Origin of the sequence: Cuniculiplasma thermophilum (assembly GCF_052315355.1) — an archaeon.
Classification (GTDB): Archaea; Thermoplasmatota; Thermoplasmata; order Thermoplasmatales; family Thermoplasmataceae; genus Cuniculiplasma.
Window position 1 is genome coordinate 1 of the sequence record NZ_JBLSDF010000007.1, and the last position, 12,236, is coordinate 12,236.

The 12,236-nt window shown below is 35.0% G+C and carries 17 protein-coding genes and 1 tRNA gene; 5 read left to right on the forward strand and 13 right to left on the reverse strand.

The genetic code is table 11. The features are described 5' to 3' along the window. Positions 1-156 precede the first annotated feature (156 nt). The 3 genes from ACNF42_RS01835 to ACNF42_RS01845 form a co-directional block, all read right to left on the reverse strand. Positions 157-348: a hypothetical protein gene (locus ACNF42_RS01835; protein WP_443338280.1), complete on the reverse strand. Its 192-nt coding sequence runs from the start codon at positions 346-348 to the stop codon at positions 157-159. A 9-nt stretch (positions 349-357) separates the two neighbouring features. Then, positions 358-642 carry a hypothetical protein gene (locus ACNF42_RS01840; protein ID WP_443338283.1) on the reverse strand — a complete coding sequence of 95 codons (285 nt, stop codon included), beginning with the start codon at positions 640-642 and terminating at the stop codon, positions 358-360. 943 nt (positions 643-1,585) lie between these two features. Next, a complete protein-coding gene (locus ACNF42_RS01845; RefSeq protein WP_443338285.1) occupies positions 1,586-1,720 on the reverse strand; it encodes a hypothetical protein in 135 nt (44 codons plus the stop codon). Between the two features lie 437 nt (positions 1,721-2,157). Between ACNF42_RS01845 and ACNF42_RS01850 the strand changes: the two genes are divergently transcribed. Next, positions 2,158-2,376 (forward strand): hypothetical protein, encoded by a 219-nt coding sequence (locus ACNF42_RS01850; protein ID WP_443338287.1) that lies wholly within the window; start codon positions 2,158-2,160, stop codon positions 2,374-2,376. A gap of 137 nt (positions 2,377-2,513) precedes the next feature. Further along, positions 2,514-2,828: a hypothetical protein gene (locus tag ACNF42_RS01855; RefSeq protein WP_443338289.1), complete on the forward strand. Its 315-nt coding sequence runs from the start codon at positions 2,514-2,516 to the stop codon at positions 2,826-2,828. Between the two features lie 340 nt (positions 2,829-3,168). On the opposite strand, the gene ACNF42_RS01860 is transcribed toward ACNF42_RS01855, so the two are convergent. Beyond that, positions 3,169-3,276: transfer RNA gene (locus ACNF42_RS01860), tRNA-Tyr, on the reverse strand. A gap of 85 nt (positions 3,277-3,361) precedes the next feature. Here ACNF42_RS01860 and ACNF42_RS01865 point away from each other — a divergent pair. Next, positions 3,362-5,191, forward strand: a complete 1,830-nt coding sequence (locus tag ACNF42_RS01865) for a glycoside hydrolase family 15 protein (RefSeq protein ID WP_443338291.1) — start codon at positions 3,362-3,364, stop codon at positions 5,189-5,191. Here the strand turns inward: ACNF42_RS01865 and mreA are convergent. The 4 genes from mreA to rpiA form a co-directional block, all read right to left on the reverse strand. After that, entirely contained in the window at positions 5,181-5,555 is a 375-nt protein-coding gene (gene mreA, locus ACNF42_RS01870) for an MreA family transcriptional regulator (protein WP_443338294.1), read from the reverse strand. The two genes, ACNF42_RS01865 and mreA, sit on opposite strands and share 11 nt — an antisense overlap. A 72-nt stretch (positions 5,556-5,627) precedes the next feature. Further along, entirely contained in the window at positions 5,628-5,888 is a 261-nt protein-coding gene (locus ACNF42_RS01875) for a stationary phase-response protein (RefSeq protein WP_443338296.1), read from the reverse strand. Positions 5,889-5,893: 5 nt separating this feature from the next. Beyond that, positions 5,894-6,208 carry an Lrp/AsnC family transcriptional regulator gene (locus tag ACNF42_RS01880; protein WP_443338299.1) on the reverse strand — a complete coding sequence of 105 codons (315 nt, stop codon included), beginning with the start codon at positions 6,206-6,208 and terminating at the stop codon, positions 5,894-5,896. 117 nt (positions 6,209-6,325) lie between these two features. Further along, positions 6,326-7,000: a ribose-5-phosphate isomerase RpiA gene (gene rpiA / locus ACNF42_RS01885; protein ID WP_443338301.1), complete on the reverse strand. Its 675-nt coding sequence runs from the start codon at positions 6,998-7,000 to the stop codon at positions 6,326-6,328. A gap of 44 nt (positions 7,001-7,044) precedes the next feature. Between rpiA and ACNF42_RS01890 the strand changes: the two genes are divergently transcribed. Then, positions 7,045-7,563: an acyl-CoA thioesterase gene (locus ACNF42_RS01890; RefSeq protein ID WP_443338303.1), complete on the forward strand. Its 519-nt coding sequence runs from the start codon at positions 7,045-7,047 to the stop codon at positions 7,561-7,563. 60 nt (positions 7,564-7,623) lie between these two features. Further along, positions 7,624-7,848 (forward strand): hypothetical protein, encoded by a 225-nt coding sequence (locus ACNF42_RS01895; RefSeq protein WP_443338304.1) that lies wholly within the window; start codon positions 7,624-7,626, stop codon positions 7,846-7,848. On the opposite strand, the gene ACNF42_RS01900 is transcribed toward ACNF42_RS01895, so the two are convergent. The 5 genes from ACNF42_RS01900 to ACNF42_RS01920 form a co-directional block, all read right to left on the reverse strand. Continuing rightward, entirely contained in the window at positions 7,830-9,491 is a 1,662-nt protein-coding gene (locus ACNF42_RS01900; RefSeq protein WP_443338306.1) for a helicase HerA domain-containing protein, read from the reverse strand. The genes ACNF42_RS01895 and ACNF42_RS01900 overlap by 19 nt on opposite strands. A gap of 128 nt (positions 9,492-9,619) precedes the next feature. After that, positions 9,620-10,564 (reverse strand): hypothetical protein, encoded by a 945-nt coding sequence (locus ACNF42_RS01905; RefSeq protein ID WP_443338309.1) that lies wholly within the window; start codon positions 10,562-10,564, stop codon positions 9,620-9,622. After that, the gene (locus ACNF42_RS01910; protein ID WP_443338312.1) at positions 10,561-10,848 is read right to left on the reverse strand and encodes a hypothetical protein; all 288 of its coding nucleotides are present in this window, start codon (positions 10,846-10,848) and stop codon (positions 10,561-10,563) included. Before ACNF42_RS01910 ends, ACNF42_RS01905 begins: the two co-directional genes overlap by 4 nt. Positions 10,849-10,959: 111 nt before the next feature. Further along, complete coding sequence (gene mptA / locus ACNF42_RS01915) at positions 10,960-11,859, reverse strand: GTP cyclohydrolase MptA (protein ID WP_443338315.1); 900 nt, start codon at positions 11,857-11,859, stop codon at positions 10,960-10,962. A gap of 12 nt (positions 11,860-11,871) precedes the next feature. Then, on the reverse strand, positions 11,872-12,234 hold the full coding sequence (locus ACNF42_RS01920; protein WP_443338317.1) for a prefoldin subunit beta: 363 nt from the start codon (positions 12,232-12,234) through the stop codon (positions 11,872-11,874). Positions 12,235-12,236 lie beyond the last annotated feature (2 nt).

Genomic DNA, 12,236 nt, shown 5'->3' on the forward strand with positions numbered 1-12,236 from the left:
ATCCCAGGACGAACGTGGTATCAATGCCATGAAAATCCTGGGAATAGAAAATATGAATTAGCACCCTAAACTTGAATTACATTACAAACTGGAATAGAGCCACTGGGAAGTTCAATTAAAAATTAACCATGTAAAGTCACGAGGGTGTATCATATTTCAGCAACTGATTATCTTCATTATCCCCTTTGGATTTTCACCCATCCTGATGCTTGATACAAGCATCAGATTATATGCAATTATCCTAAATACAACTGCATTATCATAATCCCTGCTCCTCACATGCCGTATATTCTCACAATGCATTATCTCCTCAAGGATGGAAAATGTTCCTTCAATCTTCCTTCTCAATGAATATGATTAACTGTTTTCCTTCCTAAGATTAATAACTATTTTCCTGTTAATTGATAATCTATCAGTTTCAATACCTCTCCTTGCGTTCCTATCAATAACCGGAATGCTATGGGTATTCTCAAACACACAATCATACATCTCGAAGATATCATAGGCTGAATCTTCCATAATATATTTGAAATACCTAACTGAATCAATGGTATCATGTGATACCATGGAATATGGATGTTTTTCCCGGTGATCCGCTATTCCAAGACCATGAGGGGATACATATCCATTGAAACATGACATTTACGTCCATAGGACCATCCCTTTTTCGTTTTAGACCATCCACTATCCCGATCCTAATAATTATTCCAGTAGCTTCTCCTTACTGCGGTGGAATACTTTCATGTGTGGATCATGAAGGAATCAATTGCCGCAATTGTTCCCATGGAATAATCTATGGCAATGTCACTGCTTATTGCATTGGATATCAAATTAACTGGCTCTTCTTGATTATGTCTGCAATGAGGGTATTTCCCTAAAACTAATCATTCTCATACATTCCTCATGGTTTCTGAGGAATATAACTGAAGATCTGAATGAGATATTGAATATCCGCAATAGCACAAGTATCTTCAATATCTGCATGTCAGTATACTTTCTTTTTCTTTCATCAATGGAAATCATATTCTCTAAGATCTGCATAATTATGGAGATATGCATGTCTTGGATATCCCCTAATTATGAATCTGTAACAATGATGGAAATCTGTCTGACTATACCTAAAATGTGAGACCACCCAATTTAACATTACAATAAATGTGCTTTGAAATGTCTACATTCATTTGAAATTTGAATTCTGTTACTATGAGCGATCCCCGTTTCAAAATTCGCAAAAACTTTTCATATTTGGAGAAAATTTTTTAATTAACCAAAAATTTGGTATTGGTATATCAAGATGTTTCTAAATATACCTTTAATTTTTTTAAATGAATGACAAATAATAATATATCATCTGAAAATTTAGATAATACCGATTCCAAGAAGAATTAAGAAGATTCCGAACGCCAATCCCGCAAAATAGAAAGCTTCAACGAAATCAAAGCTCTTCTTTTCCCTACGCATATCTTGTTATTCCCCTTATATATTTTAATATTTGTTCGCACTCTCTGTGTGAAGTATATGGACATCAAGTCCGGCAGATATTGATACCTCAAACCATGTCAGGGCTGCCGAGGGTCTAGTGAGATCACAAAATTATAATTCCATTTCCTGGAGGTATTGATAAGACTTCAAAGGCTGCAAGGAGGTATGAAAGCAATAAACCAACAAGAACATGCTTTAGCCGAAGGTGAAAGGAATCAGCCATCTTATTCTTTGTCATTTCTATCCTCCTCTTTGTTCAATCCTTTCTAGGCCATACTAGCCAATTCTTAAAGAATGCCTTAGGTCTTATTGCTCATTTTTTGACCTTTCTGGATCATCTTCTCAGCCGTTAGATCCATTATTTCTTCCTTATTCATCAAGGGAAGAAATGTTGCATTTAAAGGATCAAGAGAATCCGTTTCAGATAATTCTTTAGTGATCTTAAAATTATCATTTATGTTATGCGGATCATCTGCCTGGGTTGAGCAGACATCCTCATTTTCGTTTTCATTTTTTCCATATCTATTGATTTGAAAGTGTGGGTACTATAGGCACAATATTCTTTTAACCTGTGATCGGTTAATTAAATATGTACTGGTATGAGTTCGATGAGTTATTTTTTCCAATTTTACCTATTTCTGTCTACATAATCCTCAGGAAGAGCAGCAGACACAAATGTTAATTATTCTTCTGTTTCAGATTGCAAAGAAAGATGGGTCATACTTGATAACTTCCATAACCAATGAGTCCGTAAGGGATTCGAGTCTTTCATATTTTATCTTAAATTTTAAGGATGAAGAAATTGATCCTTTCGACTTACTCAAAACACAGCTTGAAATATTGAAGAAGTATGCTAATCCAACCTCTAAGGATTCCCTTTCCTACTCGAGATGACAAGAATTTTATTCAGAAATATCTTTATAGACGTTTCCAAAAAAGATGAATATTGGAGTTCAGTTAGAATCAATTTTCTATCATCGTTATACATTAAAGGGGTATACGGTTTTACAGCCTTGGAATCTGTATTATTAATGTTTCACAGGGTTAAAATCAAGAAGTTTCCAGAAGTATCAAAGGAAGGTTTAGGTAAGTTGTCCAGGATTTATAGTGATGAGACACTGCTCAAAATTTACCTGGAAGACCTCAAACCTCGCATATTTGATATTCATACCGATTTCGGTAATTTAAAGAAAGTTAAACTGCGAGGTGGGGCAACGGTAGAAAGACAAAAACTTCACAGCTTTTCTGATAATAATGATCTGGATGTTAAATATATTAGTTCTGTATCTCCTCACCTTAGTTTCCATTCGTTTTTCTTAGGCTACGTAATGCTTATGATAGAATGATACTTAAAAAAAGCATAAGTTACTGTGAATGTTTTCTTACTTTTATGCAAAGAACGACTGTAAGGTAAATTTGTTCAGCATCATATGACCATGGCATATGAAAGGTTCAAATCTAGTATAACGGTATTAACTGAAATATCGAAGTAAAATAGTGACGATCCAAACTTATCACCGAATAATATTTTGTATGCTTCTAATCCTTCGATCGCCTGTGCTCTTGTTTATAAAGTATTTAGAAATTATATTATCATTAAGATATCCCAGAATTTGCACCTTTGATATTTAAAGTGGTGGAGACAAAAGTTTATCCAGATACACAATGAATTAACCAAGTATGGAGTCCCGGCTTCCGGATTCGAACCAGAGACCTGCGGATTACGGCGGTAATTAGCATTATAGCCGTATTTCCCTCTACAGTCCGCCGCTCTACCAGCTGAGCTAAGCCGGGTACAAATGTGTATTGGTAAATTCATAAAAATATTTTGCATGTATGCAATCAATTAAATTATTAAGAATGAATCAATCTTTTATAGATGGGAGAAAGATTAAAGATTCAAAATATTATAAAAGACGGTTTTGTCCCAATAAAATATCATGGTGTGGTTTCAAATAACAGAACGGCAGGGCTCATAGCAGTTAATGGAGACATAGATTGGCTATGTCTTCCTGATTTTTCCTCTGATCCAATCTTTGATTCAATCCTAGATTTGAAGAAGGGAGGCTTTTTAAAATTTTTTATTTTGAACTATAATAACATAGAGGTAGAACAGTTCTATGACGGAGACACAATGATTTTGATTACGGAATTCTATAGTGAGAATAAGAAAATACTTCGAATTACCGATTTTATGCCAGCTGTAGAATACGCCAGTATAAATTTCCCAGAATTACACAGGATTATTGATGCCTACGAATCCTGTGAGTTATGTATAAGATTTAAACCAACCATAAATTATACTCTTTCACCCTTAAGGAAAATATCTACTTCAAGAAAAATTGTGTATCACAAAAACGATCAGAAGGTTGGGCTTTTTAGTTCAGTCGATATGAATGAGGAGAATGATTCTTATCGTGTTTATTTAGGGAAAGGCACAAGGTCCTATTTTATAGTCTCATATGGGATGAGAGAGGAAGATGAATATTCCAACTACAAAACAGATCTCAGGTTGGAGGAAACAAAGGCTTTTTGGTTCAATTTTATTGGTTCCAGTGACTATAAAGGAGTAATGAGAGAAGTGGCAGTGAGATCTGCAATTACACTTAGGGCACTGTTTCACGATCCATCTGGAATGATGGTGGCCGCACCAACCAGCAGTCTTCCAGAATGTATCGGTGGAGATAGAAACTGGGACTACCGTTTTTCATGGGTTAGGGATACGTCATACGTTATACAGGCACTGTCAATGATGGGACTTAAGAGAGTATCGACCAAGTATCTATACGATATGATGCAAATAATAGAGGAGGATGGAGAGGAGATCAGAGTTCTTTATGGGGTAAGTAAGTCAACTAATTTTAATGAGATTGAGATAGATTACGAAGGCTATATGGGGTCAAGACCAGTAAGAATGGGAAATCTCGCTTCAAGGCAGTTTCAGCTTGATGTTTACGGTTCATTTATAAATGCCATATATAATCTCTCTGTTATAGGGGGTACAGTAAATTCGTACATGTGGGATTTCATAATAGATCTCCTTGAAAAGATAAAGGATATTTGGAAAATTCCAGATTCAAGCATATGGGAATTCAGAACACAGCCAAGGCATTATACCTATTCGAAGGTAATGTGCTGGCTTGGTTATGATAGAGCTATTAAGCTGGGTAAGTCACTTAATTATCAGGGTGAATATGCCAAGTGGGAAGAGGTCAAAGAGCAAATAAGGAAGGATATTTTAGAAAATGGGGTAGATAAGAAGACCGGATCATTTGTGCAGTATTACGGTTCAAAAGATGTGGATAGCTCTTTGCTTAGAATACCCTTGACAGGATTCATAGATGCGAAGGACCCCTTGTTCCTTAATACCTTAGAGAGAATCAAGAACGAATTGATGAGTGATGAAATTCTATTTAAAAGATATAAAAGCGATGACGGTTTAAAATGCGAGGATAACGCCTTCCTTTTGATGTCTTTCTGGTATATTGAAGACCTGATCCTGTTGGGTGAAATTGAAAAGGCTGAGAATCTTCTTAACAAAATAATAAATATGGGCAATCACCTCTACCTGTTTAGCGAAGAAATTGATCTTAAAACAGGCGAACTTATAGGAAATTTCCCTCAGGCCATAACACATTTGGGAGTAATAAGATGTATATTTAGATTGAATGAAGCAAAAAATTCAATAAAAAATAGAACTAGTGAGTAACTGCAAAGTTACTCTTGTAGTGAGTGAGTTCCTTTATATTTTCCTTGATTTCCTCGATTTTTTCTGTCTGTTCCTGTATTATTTCCTCTATTATCTCGTCGAAGTCCTTTGACAGCCTGTATCCGTGTACTGGTCTGCCCTTTCCTTCCTTTTTCATGTTTCTTTTATTAATCCATCCCTTTTTTCTCAGCCATTGCATGGCGATAGAAACCTCGGGCTGTCTTAGACCAGTTTCTCTCTCAATCTCAACGCTTGTAACCTCTTCCTTACCCCTCGTGTATACAAGTGTATACGATACACTTCTGGGTATGTTAGACGTCACCAATATCTTCGCTAGTTTCTCTTCTTCTTGGTTCATTGTCATTTCGATCGATTCATAATATAATTTAAACATATATATTCTTCTAAAAATATGTTTGATATTATTAATAAGTTTTCATTTACTTTTGGAAAGAGCCTCGAGTTTACTAATAATTGTATAAAGAGCTGCTCGACCATGTGAAGGTACATTGGGATCATTAGATATCTCATCCAGCATGGATATGGCAGTTGCGCACCTTATATCCAGGCTTATTTTTTGCTCTTCCATTTTAGTTTTGGCGTCCTGTGCATTTTTTCTAATATTCTTTGGTACAGACGTATCCTGCGACATATCGTCCAAAAGATAAAGAACCTCATTGTACAATTTCGTATCCATATATATCACTCCACAAAGACTCTGTTGTTTTCTTTCTTAATGCTTACTACCAGCATTGTTTTGGAATCCTTGACACCCTGAACTTTACTTAATCTATTAAGAATGTATTTCTGAAATTCTCCGTAGTCTGGAAATCTGACCTTCACCATGATGTCAAATTCTCCTGTAACAACGAAAACGTCTTCCACGTGGCTATCTGAAACAATTTCGGCTGCTATGTTCTCCACCTTGCTAACGTCAACTCTGACACCAACCATAGCCGTTACTATTTTTTTGTCGTAATATCTGTCAAGTTCCTCTTCTAAATGACTGCCCTGCATTAAGAAAACACCTCAAAAGTCTTGAACCTTATTATATCAAGGGATTTTAAGGTTTAGATCATTTTATTCAAGCATTAAAAGAAAAATAAACTTTCAGTTGATTTAAAAATACTTTCTTCATCTCTTAAAATATAAGTGTTCTCTAATTCCGTGATCACTTCCCTCAATGGATCGATCAGCCATCTTTAAAAATAAGCCATGTTCAACGATCCCAGGGATTTTTGATAATTCCTCTGATATCTTATTTAGGTCATCCATGAGACCAAAGTCCGCTATTGCTATAAGATTATTGTTATTTGTTTTAAATTTTCCATCATCTCGTAATTGAACCTCTGCTCCTAAATTCTTTATATTCTCCACTGTTTGTTCCGCCAAAAATGAAAGAATTTCAATGGGCAATTTGAATTTTCCGAGGCGGTTTACAAATTTACTCGAATCTGCAATTACTATGAATTCATTGCTGTTAAAGGCCACTATCTTCTCTCTAGTCAGTGCGCCCCCACCGCCCTTTATGAGGTTACCAGATGGGTCAATTTCATCAGCACCATCAATATCTATCTGTATTCTTCCAGAGAATGATGTGCTTACATTCATCCCATACTCAGAAAGGAGTTTTGCAGTCTCATCTGATGTGGGGATAAATGTTGTATCCTTAAAATGTTCCCTATTCTCCCCAATAAGATCGATGAGGTATTTGATTGTTGATCCGGTTCCAATCCCAACATTGCCTGTCTTTGGGATAAACTTTAATGAATAGGATGCTGCCTCTTTCTTTTGTTCCAGAATGTCCATGGATGGATATGTTTACTTTAAATTTAAACAATGCATACAGTCATATGGATTCAAAACAAAAAGAAGCAAAAGGATGGAAAGAGAGCCATACGATAATGGAAAGACTAGTCCTTCCGCCAGATACTAACGTCTTCAATTCCCTATACGGAGGAAGATTGATGGAATGGATTGACAATGTGGCATCAATAGTGGCATTTAAACACTGCAGACTGAGGACAGTTACAGGTAGCATTGATAGTATATTCTTCCTGGCGCCCATTCATCTTGGATATATTCTTAGAATGGAGGGTAGAATAAATTATGTTACACGAACAACTATGGAAATAGAGGTCGATGTTATATCACAAGAGCCGTTCACAGGAAAAAGTAGGTTTGCAACCAAAGCTTATCTTACCTATGTTGCAATAGATCAAGATGGCAGGGCAACTTCTGTACCCGGATTACTTTTGGAGGACGAAGAGTCAAAGGAGCGATTTTCACAGGGTGAGATGAGAAGTAAAAGAAGACTGGAACTATTGAATTCAGTGAAGTTAGAAGCCTCTAAATTTGACGATCTTCAATAGGTCATTGAGCGGATTATCTTAGGCAACTGTTATTAATATAAATTAATTTAGGGTTTTAATATGACTGAGATTGAAAACAAGAAACCAGAAAAAAGTATAATTTCAAGGATCACATACCATAACGTACTACTTGGCATAAGCTTTATTTTTCTGCTTATAGGCGTATTATTTTACGTTTCATGGTCACTTCTTTATAACACTTGGGGGGACCCGGGACTCTATTCATTTTGTCTACCCATGGCAATATTTGGAATAATCGGAATAGCTTATTCAAGAGTAAATTGATCATATTCTGTATTCATTATTTTTACCTTTCTCAAGGTACTGTTTGTGTAAAGAAACATTTCTGAAAAATTTAAATTTTTTCCTCCTAAAAGTGGATTCTTAGGATCATATCCGTAATCTGATAAATTTATTCCGATTTTTTGGACTTGTTCCCACATTTTGTTTCTGAAAATGCATATATATTGGGAATTGTTGAATATGCTGTCATATGGTTTTATTAGAAAGTCCGAAATATCTTGGGTTATCAGAACTACAGAACAAGAAAAATGTCTTGATGTTCTTACCATATCAAGCACCGCTTCCCTGGCATCCGTGTTGTTAAAAAATTTGTGTGCTTCATCGATTATAATGACTTTGTTTCCTCCCGGACTAATAATAAATGATTTTATAACAGGCATATCAACTTCCTCTGGGGATCTATGATCCAAGATTATGTTGGAATTTCTTATATTTGAAAAGTCATTTAGCGGATCAAGGATATATGCACTTTCTATTTTGCCTAGGTTTATCAGCCTTAGGAGTAATAAACGTGCAAAAAAACTTTTGCCAGATCCAGTTTCGCCTAAAATTAGAATATTATTGGAACTACCAAGGAATAAATCAAGAAAAACAGGTCTTCCATTTATAGAGTCAAATCCAATGGGCAAACCGTTATTCGGAGGTGAGGACGAAAGAAAGGGAATCAATGGTATTATTTTGTTCCTTGGAATCAAATATTTGTAGTTTAAACCTCTTCCAGATAGGAAGTTGCATATCTCTTCCTTTCTATTAGTTATTTGCAGTTCAAGTCCCATAGTTTTTAACAAATTCATAATATTTCTAACATTATTTCTTAATGCAATAGGGTCAGAACCCCGAATTAATACACCAACTGCAACTAAAATGAAGTTGTCTTTATCCATAGCATAATATTTTTTGGCCAATTCAGTTTCATTTTGTTTAGTCTCACCAATGCTTTTCCCCTTTCCATGCCAGATTTTTGTTGTGGCGAGAATTGTACTTAAATGCCTTCTAAAGTTTTGAAAGTCATTTTCATTCAATGTCCTAGCAGACACACTCAACATGGTGTCAGGATTGGCTGAATAAAGTAACTCTGAAATCTGAAATGGCCTTAATTCATAGGAATTTCTGATGAGGAGTAAACTAAAATATTCATCGGACTTAAAATAGGATTTTCTAAATTCAAGTGACTTATTTGTGTTTATGCCAAAAGTGATTAAGGATCTTTTATAATCTTCTTCATTTTTTTTCTCAAATTGAATTCCAAAGGATTTTGCTACTTCATTCATTTTTTCATTATCAGTCTCTGGAATTATGGCAAAATGCTCAGTCCTCCTCGGATTTAGATATCTAAGTTCATCAGAATCCCCATATTTATTAAAGTAATTTGAAATACTTTTCTCATATTCCATCTCAGAAAAAAATGAATTGAATATTATATTTCCCTTCAATTCTTTCAAAAGAGAGGACAAATTGTTAATTTTGGACATATTTACCTTGCTTCTATCATTCCAGTCAAAGGCGTATTTTATCTCATAAAAATATTGATTATCTCTTACATTTTTCACCTTTCTAATTTTTCTTATGACGACCCTTGAGACCAAGGTTGATGCTAGCAAAAAGAGAAGTAGGTATGAAGGCAATAAAAAACCTTGTAAATAGAGAATTAGTACAATTAATAATAAGGCCAACAATATTGAAATTTCCTTTCTTTCGCTGTTAGTTGATGAAAGTAAATTTTTAGGAATTCTAAATGTTTCCATATCCACAGTTAATCATTTCCTCCAAGTAGCCTTTCTAGATTTGTTTCTGGGAAATCATTCATTATATTTTTTTCTCTATTTTTATGAGTTTCAGAAACAAGCTTTGGAAAATCGCTGAAGTTTTGAATAGTTGACTTTGTGGAAAATGTCTCTGCTATAAATGGCAAAGAGTTATAATCTATTGACGCCGTTCTATATATGCCGAATGAAAAAATTCCGGGGATTGCAGTTATAAAAATTAGGATTCCTAGTTGCGCGAAGATGTCATTTACAAGATTTATATATATGTAAAAAAGTGGAATAAGCATCAGGGGCAAAAGTGCCGTTTCAAAGAAAAGCAACCATAGTTTTATTATGAAACCTCTACCTCGCTGAGAAATAACCAGGAAAGAAAACAGTGGCAAAAAGAAATAGGAAGCAATAAGTACACCTATTCTAAGCATAAGGAATAATCCAAGTTCTATTCCCGAAATTGTGTAAATGGAAGAGAAAAATATTAGGGCATAGGAATTGCTCGATCCAACGTTGTCTTTTATTTGATTTACAACGAATAAATCTGAGAAATAATATGTAAGATTATTTAGGTACGGGGTTGAAATGAGAACCGAATAATAAACTAATTCTAACACATAGCGAATTATGTAAATCCCGCATATTGTAAGGATGCCAGCAACAGAAAGTTGTTGAATTTTATCCAATATCTTAATAGTTTTGCTCATCAGTAACTGAAGAGCTGTAATCAATCCAGTAATCATAGCAATGTATGGAAGATATAAATTCTCGACAGCTTCAATTCTGAATACTTTATTACTAAATATTGACCAAATCAGATAATCACTTTTTGAGAAAATACCCTGATTTATATCTATCTTCCAAATAAATTGAGATACACCCAATTCTATTGCAAGTAAGATTTTACTGAGTAACGAGAGTATGAATTTTGCTGTTATCATGCTTTTCCGGTTATTATGAAATTAAATAATCCGAAGATAACACCTGTTATTGCCATAACATAGATCAATGTTCCAATTGTTGCATTTCTAAGTTTCTCGTAAGCGTTGTATTTCCTATTTTCATCAGTACTGAAAAACCCAATTGCAATAGGAATCCATAGAATTGCAATGACGATAGCAGAAATGGATATCAATACCTCCATACCTCTGCCCAATATGCCATTTAGTGCACTTAGACCATTTATTGAAATTGATGTATTTTTTATAATATTGGATAAAATCATAATGCCCGAAAACAATCATATCCAAAGCATTTAATTTATATGCGTTTTATTCATCAAATCATAATATATATTAACTGTATTATCGAAAAAATTAAAATGAAGATTTATTATTCATTTGGCTGCTTTCCTTCCCTTCCTAAGGTCCCCAGCTCTTCCATTAACCAGAGCGTAAGCATTGTGGGGATGTATACTCTCTTCACTTTCAGAACTAACGTATAGAAAAGCACTGTCAGGGATTAAATCATCAAGGCTTAAGAGTGAATCTGTTACAGCCCTAGCAATATCTTCAACAAATAATGGATTTCTATGGGCTCTTATAACAAGTTTTCCCTCATCAATCCTCTTAAGAATTGGAAGTATTGGCCCGCCTAATACCCCCTCAGCTATTTCTACCAACCTAATTGCCTCTATAACTTCTTCCGTATCCATTGTGACTTTGATCTTAACGTGATTCCTTTGATTATGTGTAATACCGGGAATTTCTTCCAGGAGAAATTCAAGTTCTGGTTTTTCATTGGAAATTATAGTTCGTGATGTCTCCATTGCGCAAGGGCATGCGTTAATACCAAGTACCTCAACTTCAATAGACCTTAACATTTTTCCGTCTCTCCTAAGCTCTGCTTCCGTTGATAGGGGGTAAGCAACATAAGACTCCTTTCCACTCTCTGTTTTCCTTTTAGAATATAGTTCAGTGTTCAATGAAACAGTTGCAGCATTTGAATATTCGAACCTCTTTAGACACTCCTTCGCCACTTCAATTGCCAGTTCTTCTATAGAAAAGAGGCTGCGCCCTCTGAAAACGACTTCGTTAATTGCCTCCACCGCCCTTGACATGTCTGCGCCTTTTCTCTGTGAAGGTAGATCAACAAATACGCTGAATGTAGCAATAAGGTGATTTTCCTCTCCATTCCGCAAAATTACAATGGGCATTTTTACGTTTTTCACACCAGCGCGCTCTATGGGAATGGAATACAGGGGATTTTCTTTTTGTACGTCCTTAAATTCTCTCATTAATAGCACTACTTATTCTTTATTTTGACCCTGTTGGTAAGCCTTCTGGATTACTTGTTCAATTTCATGGTACTTTTCTTCAAGAGCTTTTTGTTGTTTCTCAATTGTTTTAATCCTAATCTCACTTAATTCCTTTTGCTCACTTAGCTCATTGACCAGTTTATTTTTATCATCCACTTTGTATAGAACTGGTCCCACGCTTCTATATATTGGAGTTGTATCTCCTATCTTTGAAAGTTCTTCCAGAGTCTTGCTTAGCTCCTTGATTCGAAGTTCCATCTGGTACTTTTGATTGCTTAGTTGTTCTATCTGTCCCTCTATCTGTTGCGCTTGCTTTATCTGGTTCTGTAAATAATTACTTATTCCTCCTTCCATAA